This is a genomic window from Actinopolymorpha rutila (genome assembly GCF_013407855.1).
In the GTDB taxonomy this organism is placed as follows: Bacteria; Actinomycetota; Actinomycetes; order Propionibacteriales; family Actinopolymorphaceae; genus Actinopolymorpha; species Actinopolymorpha rutila.
The window spans coordinates 4,250,849-4,267,819 of the sequence record NZ_JACBZH010000001.1 but is presented as its reverse complement, the minus strand read 5'-3'; the positions used below and the strand labels follow the sequence as shown (position 1 = coordinate 4,267,819).

Annotated in this window: 16 protein-coding genes and 3 pseudogenes; 14 read left to right on the top strand and 5 right to left on the bottom strand. The window is 66.6% G+C overall.

What is annotated here, in order from left to right:
* The first annotated feature begins 4 nt into the window (after window positions 1–4).
* The 6 genes from F4554_RS19025 to F4554_RS19000 all read left to right on the top strand — a co-directional run bounded on the left by F4554_RS19025 (window position 5) and on the right by F4554_RS19000 (window position 5,787).
* Window positions 5–157: a SapB/AmfS family lanthipeptide gene (locus tag F4554_RS19025; RefSeq protein ID WP_179788810.1), complete on the top strand. Its 153-nt coding sequence runs from the start codon at window positions 5–7 to the stop codon at window positions 155–157.
* Window positions 158–317: 160 nt separating this feature from the next.
* A complete protein-coding gene (locus F4554_RS19020) occupies window positions 318–1,973 on the top strand; it encodes an ABC transporter ATP-binding protein (protein WP_179788809.1) in 1,656 nt (551 codons plus the stop codon).
* The gene (locus F4554_RS19015; RefSeq protein ID WP_179788808.1) at window positions 1,970–3,733 is read left to right on the top strand and encodes an ATP-binding cassette domain-containing protein; all 1,764 of its coding nucleotides are present in this window, start codon (window positions 1,970–1,972) and stop codon (window positions 3,731–3,733) included. The genes F4554_RS19020 and F4554_RS19015 overlap by 4 nt, the downstream gene beginning before the upstream one ends.
* 268 nt (window positions 3,734–4,001) lie before the next feature.
* The gene (locus F4554_RS19010; RefSeq protein ID WP_179788807.1) at window positions 4,002–4,157 is read left to right on the top strand and encodes a hypothetical protein; all 156 of its coding nucleotides are present in this window, start codon (window positions 4,002–4,004) and stop codon (window positions 4,155–4,157) included.
* 142 nt (window positions 4,158–4,299) lie between these two features.
* Window positions 4,300–4,689 (top strand): VOC family protein, encoded by a 390-nt coding sequence (locus F4554_RS19005; RefSeq protein WP_179788806.1) that lies wholly within the window; start codon window positions 4,300–4,302, stop codon window positions 4,687–4,689.
* A gap of 267 nt (window positions 4,690–4,956) precedes the next feature.
* Window positions 4,957–5,787, top strand: a complete 831-nt coding sequence (locus F4554_RS19000; RefSeq protein ID WP_179788805.1) for a hypothetical protein — start codon at window positions 4,957–4,959, stop codon at window positions 5,785–5,787.
* Window positions 5,788–6,011: 224 nt separating this feature from the next.
* On the opposite strand, the gene F4554_RS33145 is transcribed toward F4554_RS19000, so the two are convergent.
* Together F4554_RS33145 and F4554_RS34085 are read right to left on the bottom strand one after the other, a co-directional pair.
* Window positions 6,012–6,140: a hypothetical protein gene (locus F4554_RS33145; RefSeq protein WP_272955891.1), complete on the bottom strand. Its 129-nt coding sequence runs from the start codon at window positions 6,138–6,140 to the stop codon at window positions 6,012–6,014.
* A pseudogene (locus F4554_RS34085) lies at window positions 6,141–6,271 on the bottom strand (FAD binding domain-containing protein); the annotation flags it as partial.
* A gap of 152 nt (window positions 6,272–6,423) precedes the next feature.
* Here F4554_RS34085 and F4554_RS34080 point away from each other — a divergent pair.
* On the top strand, window positions 6,424–6,672 hold the full coding sequence (locus F4554_RS34080) for a hypothetical protein (RefSeq protein ID WP_420360728.1): 249 nt from the start codon (window positions 6,424–6,426) through the stop codon (window positions 6,670–6,672).
* Here the strand turns inward: F4554_RS34080 and F4554_RS18995 are convergent.
* Window positions 6,601–7,476: an AAA family ATPase gene (locus F4554_RS18995; RefSeq protein ID WP_179788804.1), complete on the bottom strand. Its 876-nt coding sequence runs from the start codon at window positions 7,474–7,476 to the stop codon at window positions 6,601–6,603. The two genes, F4554_RS34080 and F4554_RS18995, sit on opposite strands and share 72 nt — an antisense overlap.
* A gap of 56 nt (window positions 7,477–7,532) precedes the next feature.
* Here F4554_RS18995 and F4554_RS18990 point away from each other — a divergent pair.
* A pseudogene (locus F4554_RS18990) lies at window positions 7,533–8,129 on the top strand (IS3 family transposase); the annotation flags it as partial.
* Complete coding sequence (locus tag F4554_RS34075) at window positions 8,063–8,356, top strand: integrase core domain-containing protein (RefSeq protein WP_420360756.1); 294 nt, start codon at window positions 8,063–8,065, stop codon at window positions 8,354–8,356. The pseudogene F4554_RS18990 and the gene F4554_RS34075, both read left to right, overlap by 67 nt.
* Window positions 8,357–8,423: 67 nt before the next feature.
* Here the strand turns inward: F4554_RS34075 and F4554_RS18985 are convergent, their stop codons facing one another.
* The gene (locus tag F4554_RS18985) at window positions 8,424–9,731 is read right to left on the bottom strand and encodes a serine hydrolase domain-containing protein (RefSeq protein WP_179788802.1); all 1,308 of its coding nucleotides are present in this window, start codon (window positions 9,729–9,731) and stop codon (window positions 8,424–8,426) included.
* Window positions 9,732–10,693: 962 nt separating this feature from the next.
* Complete coding sequence (locus F4554_RS18980; RefSeq protein ID WP_202889362.1) at window positions 10,694–11,395, bottom strand: NADPH-dependent FMN reductase; 702 nt, start codon at window positions 11,393–11,395, stop codon at window positions 10,694–10,696.
* Between the two features lie 438 nt (window positions 11,396–11,833).
* On the opposite strand from F4554_RS18980, the gene F4554_RS18975 reads away from it, so the two are divergent.
* The 5 genes and pseudogenes from F4554_RS18975 (at window position 11,834) to F4554_RS18960 (ending at window position 16,920) form a co-directional block, all read left to right on the top strand.
* A complete protein-coding gene (locus F4554_RS18975; RefSeq protein ID WP_179788801.1) occupies window positions 11,834–12,220 on the top strand; it encodes a VOC family protein in 387 nt (128 codons plus the stop codon).
* 472 nt (window positions 12,221–12,692) lie between these two features.
* Window positions 12,693–14,522, top strand: coding sequence for a glycoside hydrolase family 15 protein (locus F4554_RS18970; RefSeq protein WP_179788800.1), 1,830 nt, complete (start codon window positions 12,693–12,695; stop codon window positions 14,520–14,522).
* Between the two features lie 287 nt (window positions 14,523–14,809).
* Window positions 14,810–15,829: pseudogene (locus F4554_RS18965) on the top strand (FAD-dependent monooxygenase); the annotation flags it as partial.
* Window positions 15,830–15,832: 3 nt separating this feature from the next.
* Window positions 15,833–16,315: an aromatic-ring hydroxylase C-terminal domain-containing protein gene (locus F4554_RS33685; protein WP_337796305.1), complete on the top strand. Its 483-nt coding sequence runs from the start codon at window positions 15,833–15,835 to the stop codon at window positions 16,313–16,315.
* Window positions 16,312–16,920, top strand: coding sequence for a TetR/AcrR family transcriptional regulator C-terminal ligand-binding domain-containing protein (locus F4554_RS18960; RefSeq protein ID WP_179788799.1), 609 nt, complete (start codon window positions 16,312–16,314; stop codon window positions 16,918–16,920). Before F4554_RS33685 ends, F4554_RS18960 begins: the two co-directional genes overlap by 4 nt.
* The last annotated feature ends 51 nt before the right edge of the window (window positions 16,921–16,971 follow it).

The following is a 16,971-nucleotide window of genomic DNA, read 5'->3' as shown; positions in this document are numbered from 1 at the left end:
TCCCATGGCACTTCTCGACCTCCAGGGCATGACGTCTCCCGCCCCGGAAATGAACTTCGGCGGCAGCAGCTACTCCGGCCACAGCTGCCCAAGCAACCTGAGCGTCACCCTCTGCGGTGGTACCAGCGGCCTCAGCGTGCTGATCTGCCACAAGTGACGGTCACCTGAGAACTGAGGCAGCGGTCCCGGGCATCGCACCTTGCTCGGGGCCGCTGCCCATGCGTCTGCGCGTCGCTCGCTACAGCAGCGCTCGCTGAAACCGGTGACGTAGCCACACCACTCAAGTGCGACTGGCAGGCCTGGAGGGAGCAGTCACGATGACGTTCGGTTCTATCGCTCGCCGCGGCGGCGGATGGCTCCCGCTGATCGGCATCTCCTCGCTGGTCGGGGCGCTGGCGACTCTCGCGCTCCCTACCGTGCTCGGCCGGGCAGTCGACGGTGTTGTCGCCGACTCAGCAACTAACCGCTGGCTTCTCCTCGCCGGCGGTCTGGTTGCGTTCGGCGTGATCTGCGACCTGATCGATGCGTTCGCCGGCAAGGCCTGCGTCGCGAGCACGACGGCGTGGCTACGGGAGCGTCTGATCCGCCACCTACTTGGTATCGGCCCCTCCGCCACGAAGGACCGCCACTTCGACGTCGGCGATCTGGTCAGCCGGGTATCCAGCAACGCCGTGGATGCGGCGCACGCCGGACCGAGCGCCATCACGATCGGTGCGGCCGTCGTGCCTCCGCTGGGCAGCCTTGTCCTTCTGGCTCTGATCGACGTGTGGGTCGCCGCGGCGTTTGTCGGTGGGATCTGCTTGGTCGTGTTGGTGTTGCGGGCGTTCACTCGTGGGACGGCCGTGGTCTTCACCTCCTATCAGCAGACACAGGGCCAGATCGCGGCTCGGCTCACAGAGTCGCTCGCCGGGGCAAGGACGATCGCGGCCGCGGGGACGCTCGCGCGCGAGAGACAGCGGGTGCTCGAACCACTGCCCGAACTGAACGCACACGGCATCAACACCTGGCGGGTCCTGGCGCGTTCGGCCGCGCAGGCCGCGGTCGTCGGGCCTCTCGCCCTCGTCGCGGTGCTCGTGGCCGGTGGACTGGCACTCGCTGCCCACCGGATCACGCCGGGCGCCTACTTCGCCGCGAGCCAGTACGCAATGATCGGCGCCGGGCTCGGCAGCCTGACCTCGGTGTTCGGCGAACTCGCTCGGGCACGTGCGGGCATACGGCGGCTCGCCGAGGTCCTCACGGTCGACGCCGTGCGCTACGGAAACCGGAGGCTGCCCGACGGACTAGGACAACTGGAGTTCCGGCAGGTCGGCGTACGCAGCCGGGATCGCGTCCTGCTGGACGGCATCGACGTGGTACTTCCCGGCGGTGTGACGACTGCGGTCGTTGGTCGCTCTGGATCTGGTAAGTCCATACTGGCGGCAGTCGCCGCCCGGTTGACCGATCCGACAGAGGGCGAGGTTCGGCTCGACGGCGTACGTCTGTCGGACATCCGCCGTGACGTCCTGCGTACAGCAGTGGCCTGTGCGTTCGAACGGCCCGTCCTGGTGGGCGAAACCGTCGGCGACGCGATCGGGCTCGGACGTCCGCGCGAGCAGACGATCGCCGCCGCTCGGGCCACGAACGCGCACACGTTCGTGAGCAGACTCCCGGAGGGGTACGACACCGCGCTGGTCGACGCGCCGATGTCGGGTGGTGAGCGGCAGCGGATCGGCCTCGCCCGAGCGTGGCACGCAAAACGCCTGCTCGTGCTGGACGACGCCACCTCCAGCCTCGACGTGGTGACGGAGCTGCAGATCACCCAGACGCTTACCGCATCGACGGCGAACCGTCCGACACGACTGATCGTCACACACCGGGTGGACACAGCGGCACGCTCGGATCTCGTGCTCTGGTTGGAGGACGGTCGGATACGGGGCTTCGGACCGCACCGCAGGCTGTGGGAACAGCCGGCCTACCGGGAGGTCTTCGCATGAAACGCGAGCTGAGCTTCGCCCTGAAAGGGCTGCCGCGTGGTCCAATGCTCGCTCTGGCCGCCTGGTCACTTCCCGAGGCCCTGCCGACGGCCGTGTCCGGCCTTGCGATTGCAAGATCTGTCGACACCGGCTTCCGGGCCGGGAATCCGCTGGTGGGAGTGGCGTGGCTGGCTGGGTTCATGGCCGCGTCGGTCGTCGGTGCGATCGGCTCGCGTCAGGTCTTCCACCACCTCGGCGCGCTGGTGGAGCCGTTCCGCGACCGGCTCGTGCGAAGGGTCGTCGACGATGCGCTTCGGCGCGGCGTGGCAGGAGCAACCGATGACGGAGCGGTCGCACGGCTGTCCCGCCAGGTCGAGATCGTCCGAGACGCCTACGCGGGTCTGATCATGGTGCTACGTGGCTTCGTCTTCACAGCACTCGGTGTCGTTGCCGGATTGCAGACCCTGGCGCCGATCATCACCCTCCTCGTCGTCCCGCCGTTCCTGCTCGGATTCGCCTTGTTCTTGGCCACGCTCGGGCTGTCGGCGAGCCGCCACCGCCAGGCCATCCTTGCCGACGAGCGAGTCGCGGCCGCTGCCGGAGCGGTGCTCGCGGGAGTCCGCGACCTCGTCGCATGCGGTGCCGAAGACCATGCGGCTTCGACGGCCGCGCGGCCGATCGCCGAACAAGCGGCGGCCGAACAGGCACTCGCCTGGGTCTCCGCGCTGCGGACCCTCTGCTTTGCCGTCGGCGGTTGGCTTCCACTCGTTGTAGTGCTGGTCGCGGCGCCGAGGCTCGCCGATCGAGGCCTCACCGTAGGCGAGATCATCGGTGGCCTGACGTACGTCCTTTTCGGTTTGCAGACGGCGCTGCGCACGGCGATGGCCGGTCTCGGCGACAGCGGACTGCGGTTCGTCGTCACACTCGCCCGCATCCTCGACGTGTCGATGCCACCGAGGCCGCTTCCGCACGCCGACGTGCCTCCCAGGGGGTACGACCTCTGCCTGCAGAACGTCACGTTCGCGTACGGTCCACATTCGGAACCGGTGCTTCGTGACCTTTCACTCGTCATTCCGGAAGGCGATCACCTGGCGATCATCGGGCCGAGCGGTATCGGCAAGTCCACGTTGGCGAACCTGCTGTCCGGCCTGCATCGGCCTTCGTCCGGTGACATCCTGGTCGGTGGCGCGCCAGTGGGCGACATCGTGCCCGACCTGCTCCCCGCCTGTCGTGTGCTCATTCCCCAGGAGGCGTACGTCTTCAGCGGGACAGTGCGGGCGAACCTTGACTACCTGAGGCCTTCGGCCACGACCGAAGAGTTGGACTTTGCTGCTCGTGCGGTGGGCGCGGATGCCCTCATCGCGAGGTTGGGTGGCTACGCGGCAACCTTGGTGGCCGTAGACCTGTCCGCCGGTGAACGGCAGCTCATCGCACTCGTGCGGGCCTATCTCTCACCCGCGCCCATCGTCGTACTGGACGAGGCGACCTGTCACCTCGATCCGGTCGCCGAGCGTCGCGCCGAGGTGGCGTTCGCCCGCCGCGGTGGCACCCTGATCGTGATCGCCCACCGGATCAGTTCGGCCCTGCGCGCCCGGCGACTGCTCGTGCTGGACGGTGTGACCGCAACTGTCGGCGACCACGAGCAGGTCGCCGCAACGTCGCCGCTGTTCGCCGAACTCCTGGGACTCACAGTGGCCCGAGGGCTGTCGCCGCCGCAGGAACGGGCCGGCGGGGGGACCGGTCCAGCTGGTGTCGGGGGCAGACACCACTCTGGTTGGTGAGTCAGGTCGTGTCCTGTCGTCGACGTACCGGCTTGGTCGTGTACCTGTGGACGACTGCGGCGATCGCGGCGATCCCCGGCCGCGCGCGGCGAGGCAGGCCCTCGCGATCTCGACGTCCGACACACTCAGGTTGGCGAAAGTCATGGTCACGTGCAGGCCGGCGGTAGTGCCGTGCACGGTCGCACCGGGTAACCGCTCGACGATGGCGCGAATCATCGTGCGCGTTTTGGCCCTCGGCACGGGACCATCCTGGCATCACCGTCGAGGTATGAGCATCGAATTCTGCCTGACTGCGCTCATGGTCATCCTGACTCCGGGCACCGGCGTGGTGTTCACCGTGTCGGTTCGCCGGGGTTCGCTGTGTCGTTCGTCGGGCTTGGCCTGCGTCTGGCGATGGCCGCTGGATGATGGCCGGCGCTGGTAGCGGCCGCGCGGTGGAAAGCCATGCCGTCCTCGACGCATTGGAAGAATCACACGCAGCGAGCTGATGTGCGACCTTGGGTCAGATTCGCGATAGGGTCTCTTTCCGCCATTCACTCTGACAACGAGATGCATACGCTGGCGGCATGATCACTGGTGTTCACGCGCTCATCTACTCCGACGACGCTTCGGCCACTCGGTCGTTCTTTCGTGACGTGCTTGGCTGGTCGAGCGTCGTGCACGAAGAGTCCGGACGGGAGTGGCTGATCTTCAAGACCGGTCCGAGCGAACTGGGAGTACATCCCACCGCCGGCAAGCGGTCGGACGGAGAGTCCTGGTCCTCCCCACGTCACCACTTGGTCTCGCTCGTCTGCGACGACGTGGAGCGCACGAGGGCGGAGCTGGAGTCGAAGGGGGCGAGGTTCAGCGGCGGCATCGAGGACCGCGGCTTCGGCCTCGCCACGATGATGCAGGTGCCTGGGGCCGACGACATCATGGTTTACCAACCGAGCCATCCGACGGCGTACGACCTCTGACGCACCTGGACGGTTGGTACCAGCATGTCGTTCTGCTGTACAAACTTCCTGCACGTCGTCGATGACTTCCGCGATTTGTGCGCTGCCCAGGTAGGCGCTTGACGGTGGTGTGTCAGTAGGTGGTACTCGGTCCGCCGTGATGTCGGCGTTTCGGTCAACCGTGTTCCGTGGGTGTCGCTGGGCGGGATGCTCATGGGGGCAATGCGCTCCACACGGCGGGCAGGATTCCTCATTGGGGCCCGCTGGTGTTGAGAGGGGGCAACACTCATGCGGAAAACCAAACGCAGAACGCGCACGACCAGGGCGCTCGCGCTGGCCGCGAGCTCTCTGATCGCAGTCGCGCTGCCGGTGTCGCCGGGCTACGCCGGAGACAGCACCGACCAGGCTCGCGACCACTCGCACAGCGTGGACGGACAGCTCGGCCAGCTGCGGACGATGATCCAGCAACGAACCCACGGGCAGGAGTTGCGATTGCAGCTGAACGGCTCGGGCAACTACGGCCATGTGAAGTGCAAGAACCAGGTGTTGGACGGTGTGGACGTTCAGAGCGTCACGGTGCCGCGAGGCAAGATCTGCATCCTGGTCAACTCGGCAGTGGCCGGAAACGTCACCGTCAAGAAGGACGCGATTCTGGGTGCCAGCAACAGCAGGATCGGGGGGAACCTGGTCGGTTACGCCCACGCCGTGCTGCAAGCCGAGGACAACCAGATCGGGGGCAGTGTGCTGATGCAGAAAGGCCGCCCCGCACCAGACGCTTTTGTCGAGGACCTCCTGTGTAACAACCGAATCGGAGGCAGCACCTCGTTGCAGCGCAACACCGGCTTCATCGCGGTCGGAGACCCCGGTCTCGAGTGTGGGGGGAACGTCGTCGGGGGGAACCTCACGGCGACCGACAACCACACCAAAAAGAGGGACCTGTTCAACGTCCTCAACAACCTTGTCGGCGGGAACATTCAGATCATCGACAACGCCGGTAAAGGCTCCAAGACCGTGCAGAACAACGTTGCCGGCGGGAAACTGTCCTGCTTCGGCAACCAGAGTCCCTTCGTCGGCACACCCAACACCGCCGCGAAGCTTAAAGGACAGTGCAAGTGGTAACCAAGCTCGGCCAGGTGCACGCAGGCACGAGGTGACCTGATGGCACCTGGGTGGGGGAGGGTCCAACAACGGGGCCTTCCCCCGCCATCGCCTGCCAACGAGAGCAGGGATGCAGGGTGCCGGCCCAGACGCCCATCTTCATTGACGCGATCGTGGTCAAGATCATAGATGCCGCGCAGGTCGTCGTCGGGCCGCGCAGACCAGGTCCGCGACCTGCGGCGCCATCAGCGACTGTGCGTCGGCCCGCATCCGGTTGATGTGGCGCTGCGCGACGTGCCCGGCCGGTGCCGTGCCTGGCCGTACATCCCGTCGGAGTCGGTGAACAGGTCGACCAGCTCGGGACCCTCGGGCACGTTCCAGTACCAGACGAAGTTGATCCGCCGGGTGCCCGGCGCGCCTCACCGTCGGCGCCGGGCACCGGGTAGATGACGATGTGGCAGCGCCTCGAGCGCATCACGCAGTAGCTGATGGTGTCGTCGAACACCGACCACAGTTGCGGTGGCAGATCGTTCTCCGGGATCAGCCCGCGCCAGCCGACGTAGCGCGGTACGGTGCCCGGGGCCAGGATGGCACGCCCGGTGGAATGCACGGTCGGCGCCGAACGCGGTCAGCAGCGTGCGGTAAGCCGGCGCGGCGATGGTGATCACCGAGTGGCCGCAGCTGAAGGACGTCGACTGGGCAACGGTACGGAACACGATGCGCAACCCCCTGATCTTCGACGGCCGGAATCTCCTTGAGCCCTCCGCCCATCGGTGGGCGGTGTCACGGCGGTTCTTTGGTCAGGTTCCAGGTGGCGGAGGCCGGTCGAGACGGTCAGTAGGTGGGCTCCGGATCGGGGGCGTCCGCGGCGCCCAGGAGCCGGCGGGTGAGGGCGTCGCGGTCTGACAGTAGTTCGTCCGCGGCGGCACGCAGGTCCTCCGCTGCGGCCTCGTCGGCGCCGCGTTCGGCGGACAGCAGGATCGCCCGGCGAACGAGTTCCTTCGCGAAGGAGGCGGTGGTCCCGTCGGTGCGTGCCACGAGTTCGGCCAGTACCTCGGGCGGCAGCTTGAGATCGGGGCCGTACAGCTGGAGCAGCCGGGCCCGCCCGGCGGCGTCGGGTAGCGGGATCTCGACCGCGAGGTCGACCCGGCCGGGGCGTTGCGCGAGTGCGGGTTCGAGCAGGTCGGCCCGGTTGGTGGTGAGCAGGAACGCCACGTCCACGTCGTCCTCGATGCCGTCCATCTCGTTCAACATCTCAAAGAGCAGCGGATTCTCCATCCCGGGGGCGAAGTCCCGGGCCTCGGCGACCAGATCGCAGTCCTCCAGGACCACCAGCGCGGGTTGCAACATCCGGGCCAGGGCACACGCCGGGCCGATGAACCCCAGACTGGTGCCGGTGAGCAGCACCACCGTGAAGTCGGGCAGCCGGGACAGCAGGTACCTGAGCGTGTGGGTCTTGCCGGTGCCGGGCGGGCCGTAGAGCAGAACGCCCCGCCGCAGTTGCTGGCCGGCGGCACGCAGCCGATCCCCGTGCCGAGCCACCCCGAGGACCTGACGCTCGACACGTTCCAACAGCCCGTCCGGCAACACGATCGCGTCCCGGCCCATACTCGGCCGTCGGTGGAACGAGATCGGGCCGGCCCCTTCCTCGAATGATCTGTTCGGGCTGATCGAGACCACCTTGCCGCGGAACACGTTGCGTTCCCGCATCAGCTCCTCCACCCCGGCCAGGAGTCGGCGACCACAACGTCAAACGGGCGTGTGAGTTGCTGGAGGTCTCCCGTGCCGCCTACTACACCCACCGCACCGGCCGGCCCTCCGCTCGAGCGCGTGAAGACGTCGCACTGACCGAGCAGATCAGCCAGCTGCACGCCACCTCCAAGGGCCGATACGGCGCCCCGCGGATCCACGCCGAACTGGCCCGGTGCGGCAGGCGGCACGGCAGGAAGCGGGTGGCCCGGCTGATGCGCGAGGCTGACCTGGCCGGGCGGACGCCGAAGCGGTGGACGAAGACCACGATCCCTGACCCGGATGCGGCGGCCCGGGCGGACCTGATCCGCCGCGACTTCACCGTCGACGCCGCCAGGATCAACGCCCGCTGGTGTGGTGACATCACCTACGTGCCGACGTGGCAGGGCTGGCTGTACCTGGCCACGGTCATCGACATCTCCTCCCGCAAGGTCGTCGGCCACGCGATGGCCGACCACCTGCGCACCAACCTGGTCGCCGACGCCCTGACCAACGCCGTCGCGGCCCGCGACCCGCACGCCGGGGTGATCTTTCACTCCGACAGAGGCTGTCAATACACCTCGGCCGCCTTCGCAGACCTCGCCATCGACTACGACGTCAGGCTGTCGGTCGGCCGGACCGGCAGTGCTGGGACAACGCCCTGGCCGAATCGTTCTTCGCCTCACTCAAAGGCGAATGCCTCGACACCCAGCCCTGGCCCACCCGAGCCCACGCCCGCCACGCAATCGTCGACTACATCGCCTGGTACAACGGCACCCGGCTTCACTCCGCGCTCGGCTACCTGACACCCACCGAGTACGAACACGCCAACGCCGAGCAGGTCACCACGCAGATAGCCTGACCAAGCCATCAACCCTGTCCGTCAAAGCGGGGCAACTCCAGCCTATGCGTCGTGGTTTGGGCTTGGGTCAATCGCTGACGCGGGGGAGTAGGCGTCCGCCGAGGTGCAGGTATGGCCTGCCGTCGGGGAGGTGCCGGAAGGTCCACGAGCGCGGATACCCGTCTGTTCGGTCCGCGAACAGCGTTTTGCTGACTGGTGTCAGCCGGATCTGCTGGGTGAAACCGGCAGTGACCAATTCGTTGGCGAACCGCATCGTGACCCAGGGCTGACCGCCGCGGGATTCGATGGTGGCTTCGCGGGTGAGGTTGCGGTACGTGCCGACCCAGGGCGTGATGTCGATCTCTGGGGATGGGACCGGGACGGTGAACCGCGGCACGGCCAGGTCGGCGAGTTCGGCGAGGAGGGTGGTGAAGAGCTCCAGGTACAGGGGAACGGAGTAGGCATTGGTCAGCAGCGCCACAGCTACCTGCCGGTCCGGCACGACCCGCAGGAAGGCGTACTGGCCGATCGCCTCGCCGTCGTGGCCGAACACCTCGCGGCCGTCCCAGTCGTACTGAATCCACCCGAGGGCCCTTCGGATGGGTCGGCCTTCGTCGGGCACCTCGGCGTGCGGCTCACGCAGCCAGGCGAGAGACGGGTCACGCAGGTGCAGCCGGACGAGTCCCAGCATGTCGGCCGCGCTGGCCCACACCCCGCCGGCCGGGCCGGTGGAACGCGGCAGGACCAGTCGATCGACGGGTGTTCGAGGTGAGTCCTCGTGGCCGACTGCTGCGCGGTGGCGCAGCATGCCTTCGGGCAGAGTGCCGGTGTGCGTGACGCGCAGAGGGTCGAGCACCCGTCGACTGAGGGCGGTGTCCCAGGTGAGACCGGTGACACGTTCGGCGACTCGGCCGAGGAGGCTGTAGCCGGCGTTGCTGTACGACATCGCCGTACCGGGAGGGTGTACCAGGTCCAGCTCCGCGCATTCCTCGACGTACCGCGCCAGGCAGTCGTCGCCGCGACCGGTGTCGCGGTAGAAGTCGCCGTCGAGGCCGCTGGTGTGGGAGAGGATCTGCCGTACGGTGATCGCGTCGGCGGCTCCTTGGGTCGCGAGGCGGAACTCCGGCAGGATGTCGCGGATCCGGGTGTGGGCTGTCAGCCGGCCATCCTGGACCAGTCCGGCGACGAGCGTCGTCGTGTAGAGCTTGCTGAGCGAGCCGAGCTGGAACACCGCGTCGGCGGTGGTTTCCACGCCCGTGCCGGTGTTGACGACCCCCGCCGCGACCGTGTGCACCTCGCCGTCGGCAAGCACCGCCAGCGACGCGCCGGGCACCGAGTGGACGCGGCACAGCCTATCGAGCGTCTCCTGCCAGCGTTGCGAGGTCAGGGGCGTCATGATCACAACCTAACGATCGGCCACCGCGGCGGTCGATCGTGAGTCGATGCTGCCGTGGCATCAGCGCCACCAAGTATGTCCAGCGGCAAGTCGTACAGTCCGACCCCGCCTACGGCGATGTTCGAGAACCTCGACTGCAACATCGGACCCCTCCTGGACACCGCCCTCGACCGCGCCGGGCAAAACCGACAACAAACTTGTGATCTTCACGTCCGACAACGGCGGACTGTCCAGTTGTGCGGGCTCGCCCGCGTGCAACGCTCCGCTGGCCGAGGGGAAGGGCTGGATGTACGACGGGGCCTGCGCGTCCCATTGATCCTCCGCTGGGGTCGCCTTCAAGGGTTGCGTTGAGCTGGACGGCGTGGACCGCTGCCCACGCGGTCGCGCCGGCGACGTACAGGCCGCCGGCTGCTTCCCATGAGACCTCCTTCGGCTTGCGCGTGGGGTCGCTGGCCTCGACCAGGACCAGCTCGGCCTGGGAGGCCCGCCTGTTCGAGAACCCGATCACCTCGTCGCCGGGAGAGAATCCGCCGACCCCGGCGCCGACCTCTTCGATGACCCCGGCGAGGTCGCTGTCCTGCCCGGACGGGACGTCGACGGGAACGGGTCTGCCACCGCCCCTGTGCGTATGACCGCCTCGCTGGGGTTGGTGCCGGCCGCCTTCACCCGTACGAGGACCTGCCCGTCCCCGGCACCGGGCGTTCTACCTCTTCGAGCTGCAACACGTCGATCCCGCCGAACTCGTCGTACCTGACTGCCTTTGGCATGATCTCTCCCCGACCATGGTGCGAACTTCAGCAGTTTGGCGTGCGTACTCGGCAAGGCCTCAAAGCCTGGGAGGCGCCGCGCTTGTTCGGCGTAGATGGTGTTGTGCGTTCTCTTCGCCAGGCGGTAACGCGTCCTGCGCTGGGGAGATGCGGCGACAGGAACTGTGCGGGGTCTGATCAGCATCGTGTCCCGGGTCAGCCGTGTGGCACCCGCAACTGGCGGGGGTCATGGTCGTCCACCCGGTCGATTGCAGGGTCGGGGTGCTCGCCGAGGAACTCCACCCAGGCTCGCTTGATGCACGGATAGTGGGTTGACGCCTCGACGAGGTCCATGAAGTTGACGATTGTGGACTCGAACCTGACGTGCAGTTGCTCATTGGTGAGGTGTCCGTGGTCGTCGAAGGCGTTGTGCGCCTGGGCGAGGGAGAACATGTCCGGGTAGACCCGGGCGCCGAGGTGCTCGAGGGGGACCCGCAGTGCCCACAGCCCGCGGTTGCCGCCGACCATCGACGGGGAAGCCGAGAGCAGCAGGCAGTGGCGCTCGTTGAACGGCTGGGGTCGGTAGCGCGACACCCAGTCGATCAGGTTCTTGAGGAGTCCGGGTACAGAGCCGTTGTGCTCCGGTGATGCGATGACGAACGCGTCGCACAACTCCAGCCGCTGGCGCAATTCCTCCGCGCCGGGAGGGAAGCCGTCGGCCTGCTCCACGTCTGCGTTGTAGGACGGTGTGTCGAAGTCTGACATCGAGCCCAGATCGACGTCGCCGCCTTGTGACTTGATGATCTCGGCGGCCAGGTTCGCCAGGGTGGTGTTGAGCGAGCCTGATCGCAGTGAGGCCGAGAACACCAGGAACCGCAGAGACCCCACCGGGCCTGCACGCTCGGTATCTCTCATCATCGACCTCTCGTTGGAACCGGTGCCGGTAAAGGACCTCTGTTCCAAGCTAGATCGGGGTTGGCGTGGCGACGACTCCACGGATCCGGCGCGACACCAGAAACTTGGCCGCACGGGATCCATACCGTGACGAGCTGAACTTAACCCCCAGTCTCCCTGTCCACCCAGGGCGTTCAACACCATGAAGTGCCGGTCCTGCTTCCAAGCGGAGGACACGGTGGGTATGAGGTGCACGCACCTGGACGTCCGTGGCATGTCCAGCTACACCGTCTCATGCGTCGTGCCCCTTTCCAGTCTCGTCACAGCGGAGAGGGAGCCCTGCCGCTCGGGCCCTCGTTGGCCTTGTCCGTGGCCTCGGAGCGCTGTCGAGGTGGGCGACTTCCTTTCGCTGGCGTGACGCCCGAATGGAGCGGGACACTGTAGGCGAGAAGGGAGTCCGTTATGACCGTCCAGCTCAACCACACGATCGTCCGCTGTTCTGACAAGCACACCTCTGCCGGCTTCTACGTCGACATCCTCGGTCTCCCGAAGCCAACGGTCTTTGGGCCGTTCGTCGTCGTGCAGGTCGACAACGATGTGTCGCTCGACTTCGCCGACGACCACGGAGAGCCTCATCCGCAGCACTACGCCTTCCTGGTCTCCGAGCAGGACTTCGACGCCATCCATGCCCGAATCCGGGAGCGCGGTCTCACCTGGTGGGCCGACCCTGCACACCAGGTCGAGGGGGAGACCAACACCAACGACGGTGGTCGCGGACTGTACTGGGATGACCCGGATGGGCACGGCCTGGAGATCCTCACGGTTCCCTACGGCGGTTGGCCGACCTGAGGAACGCCAAGGGACTCGGACAGTCCCGGCTGATGGCGTTGTGAACCGACGTTCGACGCTTACTGTCCGCCGACACGATCGGCGGCAGGTCACCGGGGTCGATGTATCCGCGTCGCTGCAAGCCGTCCGGCCCGGTGTTGCTGCTGGCACCAGGTTCGCTTGGGCTGTCGGTCGTGGCACGACATGTCATCTATTAACAGCTGTGGCTGTCCGCCTCGGGCAAGGCTGGAACCGGGTCTGGACCTGCTGGCAGGGGTAGGCATTAATGCGGGTAAACCCGGCAGCCCATGGCTTCATGGCTTTCGCGCTAGCGTCGACTGAGGGGAGCTCGCGCGAAGCTGGCCTTGCGCGCCCGACAGCCTTAGGGATAGAGGTGCTCAGCGTCGCCTGCGGCTTGCAGGACGGGAGGGGCGACGGCCAACCTGATCGCTGCCTGCCGCGACAGTCGGAGTTTCCAAAAAGGACGAGAGCGATGGCAACCTTCAGTAGTAATTCCCGTGTCACCGACGACTATCTTCCGATTGCCGACCACGGCGTGATCGGCGATCTACGCACGTGTGCACTGGTTGGCACGGACGGGACGATCGACTGGTATTGCTGTCCCCGCTTTGATGCTCCCAGTGTATTCGCCGCGATTCTCGATGCGCGTCGCGGCGGAAGGTTCGCGTTGCGCCCAGAAGAGCCGATCACGTCCAAGCAGCTGTATTTTCCGGACACCAATATTCTGATCACGCGCTTCTTCACGGCGGGTGGTGTGGCCGAGATTCAGGATTTCATGCCCATCATGGGGGATGTCAGGGAGGTGGAGCGACACCGGCTGGTCCGTCGTGTCGTGTGCACACGGGGGAGCGTGCCCTTCGCGATCGAGGTTGCGCCCCGCTTCGACTACGGGCGCGAGCAGCACAAGCTTCGTTTCGAAGGCGGGCACGCCATCTTCGAGGGGGCGTCGCTGGCTCTGGCGCTGTCGGCCACGGTCCAGCTGGACCAATCCGATCAGGATGTCACTGGACGATTCGTGTTGGGCGAGGGCGAGACCGCAGCATTCGTCCTTGACAGGCTGACCAGCAGCATCGTGCCGCGCGTCTGCCCCACGCGGGAGGCCGAGACGCTGTTTCGTCAGACCGTGCAGTTCTGGCGGAGTTGGCTCGCCCAATCACGCTACACCGGGCGCTGGCGGGAGGTCGTACACCGCTCCGCGCTGGTACTGAAACTGCTGACCTACGCCCCCTCGGGAGCTATCGTCGCGGCGGCGACGACGAGTCTTCCGGAAAGGCTCGGAGGCGAACGCAACTGGGACTACCGCCATACCTGGCTCAGAGACGCCGCCTTCTCGGTCTACGCATTGCTCCGCCTCGGGTTCACCCAGGAAGCACAGGCATTTATGGGCTGGCTTGGCGACCGGCTCCGAGACCAGCGTGGTCCGGGGGCCGAGCCGCTGCAGATCATGTACGGCATCGACGGGCGCGCAGATCTACCGGAGTCAGAACTAACTCATTTGGAGGGTTACCGCGGGTCAGCACCGGTCCGCATCGGGAACGGTGCCGCCGCACAGCGACAGCTTGACATCTACGGTGAACTCATCGATTCGGTCTACCTTTATAACAAGTACGGTGAGCCCATCGGGATCGACCTCTGGGACGATCTCACCAGAACCGTCGACTGGCTGTGCGAGCACTGGGACCAAGCCGACGAAGGGATCTGGGAGACCCGCGGTGGACCCAAGCATTTTACGTACACCCGCGTGCTGTCATGGGTGGCGATCGAACGCGCGATCAGAATCGCCCGGCAGCGCGGCCTTCCGGCCAACGAGGTCAAGTGGGCGAGGCAGCGCGACGCGATCTACCGGCAGGTTCTGTCCAATGGTTGGTCAACGCGACGGCGGGCATTCGTTCAACACTACGAGGACGATGTGCTCGACGCGTCGCTGCTCATCATGCCGCTGGTCAAGTTCGTCGCCCCCACAGACTCTCGCTGGCTGGCCACGCTGGATGCCATCTCCAGCGATCTGGTCTCGGACTCGCTCGTGTACCGCTACGATCCCGGCGCCAGCCCGGATGGTCTGCGCGGCTGTGAAGGAACCATGTCGCTGTGTAGCTTCTGGTACGTCGAGGCGCTCGCCCGAGCCGGGAGAGTCGAAGACGCCCGCCTGGCGTTCGACAAGATGCTCACCTACGCCAACCATCTCGGGCTGTATTCCGAACAGATCGGCGCCACCGGCGAACAGCTCGGCAACTTCCCACAAGCCTTCACCCACCTTGCGCTGATCAGCGCCGCGTACAACCTCGACCGCGCCCTCAGATAGTTCTTCGGATAGCTGACCCCTCTGCGCGGAGAGCAAGGCCCTGCGTGTTGGTCCGCATGTGTGGAAGAGCTCATAGCATCTCGGACGAGGGTGGTGTGCTCGGCCCATTCAGAAGCAGCTCGGGGCGGGGTGTCTCAGCGCGGGGACTGGGGCGACCGTCGCCGCCTGACCGGCTTGACCGGCTTGACGTTGTGCATCTCTCACCGCGGTGGCGCCCGCTGGATGACAACCAAACTGAGGAAGTATCTTTAAATATCGATACGGTTTCGTAAATGAAATGAGCAGCGATGGACACCACCGAGGTTCTGGTAGTTGGTGCTGGGCCGACCGGACTGACGCTGGCATGCGGGCTACGGCTGCACGGAGTCGCTGTCCGCGTTGTCGACCGGGCACCCGGACCCGCCACCACCTCCCGGGCGAACTTCCTGCATGCTCGCGGCTCGGAGGTACTGCACCGGTTGGGCGCACTTGGCACCTTGCCCGAGGAGTCCTTGCGGGCAATGCGGATCACCACATATCTGGGTGATCGTCCGGTGATGAGGCTGAGGTTCGGTGACCCTGGTGGCAAGACGGCAGCACCGCCGATGGTGGTGTCCCAGGCGAAGGTCGAAGCCGCCCTGCGGGACCGTCTGGCCGAGCTCGGTGGCGCACCTGAGTGGAACACCGCGCTCGTCGACATTAACTAGGACGCCGGCGGCGTTACCGTCTCGTTGGGCGACGGACAGGTGATGCGCGCCGGCTGGGTGATCGGCTGTGACGGCACCGGAAGCACGACCCGCAAACTGGCCGGAGTCGGCTTCCCGGGCGTCAAGCTCAGCGAGCGTTTCCTGTTGGCCGACCTGCGCCTGGACTGGGACCTCGATCGCAGCGGAACCAGCGGCTGGATTCACCCGACCGGCATGCTCGGTGCGATGCCGATGCCCGACCCCGTGAGCGGTGGCGACAACTTGTGGCGGCTGATCGCGTACGACCCGGGGCACAGCGACGACAAACCCGGAGAGCAGGAGATCCTGGACCGGCTCCGGCAGATCCTGCCGGAGCGCAGCGGTAGGCAGGTACGCATCGGCGAAGCCGAATGGGTCTCGCAGTTCACCATCCATCGTCGGCTGGCCGACCGCTACCGAAACGGCCGCATCGTCCTCGCCGGCGACGCTGCGCATGCCCACGCACCGTTCGGTGGCCAGGGTATGCTCACCGGCGTCGGCGACGCGGAGAACCTTGGCTGGAAGCTCGCGCTCGTCGTTCAGGGCAAGGCGAATGAGGCCCTGCTCGACACCTACGAGGCCGAACGCCGCCCACTCGCGACCGAGGTGCTGCGCGGCACCGCGAACGTCACGAAGGTCAACATCGCCAGCAGTCCGATCGGGCGGTTCATACGCGACCGCGTGCTCGTGCGGCTCTTCAACCTGGCGGGTATTCAACGCTGGACGACCTACACCACCTCGCAGCTGTGGGTGAGCTACCGCAAGGGACCGCTGGGTGGCCGCGGCGCCAAGCCCCGCCCGGGCGATCGCCTGTCCGACCGCACGGTCGTACGTGCCGACGGCGGCACCACACGTCTGCATGCCGAGCTCGGCGGGCACTGGGCACTTCTGGCACCGCATGCCGGTGCGAACGAACTCGAAACCGTCGCCCGACAACGACTCGGCGACCGTCTCGGGATACTTCGACACCAGGACGAGCAGACGATGCTCGTACGCCCGGATGCCCACCTGGCCTGGCGCGGCAGTGATACCGCCGGACTGGAGCGGTGGCTGGACGGCGCGCTGGAGCGCGGGCAGGTCTCCCGGTGACGCAGCAGCGTGGTCGCGGCCGCCCACGCGATCCGGAGGTCGACCGCGCGATCCTGCAGGCCGCGTTGGAGTTGTTCATCGAACGAGGTATGGAGGGGATGAGCATCGAACAGGTCGCCAAGCTAGCCGGGGTCGGCAAGGTGACCGTGTACCGGCGGTGGGCGTCGAAGGAGGAGCTCGCCGCCCACGCCATCGAGTGGATGGTCGAAAGCCGTCGCGACTGGCCCTCAAACGCCGAAGTGGAACGGTCGGAGCCCGAGCATCTCCTGGAGAACACGCTGGACGAGTCGGCCGAACTTGCCGCGAGCCATGAGTTCCGTGCCTTGGTCGCGCGCATCCTCGGATCGAGTGTGAGCCACCCCGCGCTGATGGCGACGTACTGGAAGCACTACATCCTGCCCCGTCGGGAAGCCGCGACCGCGATGCTCGACCAGGCGAGACAGGCGGGCAGGCTGCCACCGGATACCGACCTGGACGTGCTGATCGACATGATGGCCGGCGCCGTCATCTACCGGGTACTCCAGCCGGACCCACCCGATCGTGCGGAGATGCGACGCTACCTCCGGCAGCTATACCGTCAGATCGGCCTGCTCCCCGACAACTGACTGCCGAACACAGGTCATGCGGCCCGATCGCATCGGCCTGGTCGGCAGGCC

What these genes read in the sequence shown, in the direction of transcription:
- F4554_RS19025 (WP_179788810.1), top strand. Translation starts at nt 5, where the DNA reads ATGGCACTTCTCGACCTCCAGGGCATGACGTCTCCCGCCCCGGAAATG.
- F4554_RS19020 (WP_179788809.1), top strand. Translation starts at nt 318, where the DNA reads ATGACGTTCGGTTCTATCGCTCGCCGCGGCGGCGGATGGCTCCCGCTG.
- F4554_RS19015 (WP_179788808.1), top strand. Translation starts at nt 1,970, where the DNA reads ATGAAACGCGAGCTGAGCTTCGCCCTGAAAGGGCTGCCGCGTGGTCCA.
- F4554_RS19010 (WP_179788807.1), top strand. Translation starts at nt 4,002, where the DNA reads ATGAGCATCGAATTCTGCCTGACTGCGCTCATGGTCATCCTGACTCCG.
- F4554_RS19005 (WP_179788806.1), top strand. Translation starts at nt 4,300, where the DNA reads ATGATCACTGGTGTTCACGCGCTCATCTACTCCGACGACGCTTCGGCC.
- F4554_RS19000 (WP_179788805.1), top strand. Translation starts at nt 4,957, where the DNA reads ATGCGGAAAACCAAACGCAGAACGCGCACGACCAGGGCGCTCGCGCTG.
- F4554_RS34080 (WP_420360728.1), top strand. Translation starts at nt 6,424, where the DNA reads ATGGTGATCACCGAGTGGCCGCAGCTGAAGGACGTCGACTGGGCAACG.
- F4554_RS18995 (WP_179788804.1), bottom strand. Translation starts at nt 7,476, where the DNA reads ATGCGGGAACGCAACGTGTTCCGCGGCAAGGTGGTCTCGATCAGCCCG.
- F4554_RS18985 (WP_179788802.1), bottom strand. Translation starts at nt 9,731, where the DNA reads ATGACGCCCCTGACCTCGCAACGCTGGCAGGAGACGCTCGATAGGCTG.
- F4554_RS18980 (WP_202889362.1), bottom strand. Translation starts at nt 11,395, where the DNA reads ATGATGAGAGATACCGAGCGTGCAGGCCCGGTGGGGTCTCTGCGGTTC.
- F4554_RS18975 (WP_179788801.1), top strand. Translation starts at nt 11,834, where the DNA reads ATGACCGTCCAGCTCAACCACACGATCGTCCGCTGTTCTGACAAGCAC.
- F4554_RS18970 (WP_179788800.1), top strand. Translation starts at nt 12,693, where the DNA reads ATGGCAACCTTCAGTAGTAATTCCCGTGTCACCGACGACTATCTTCCG.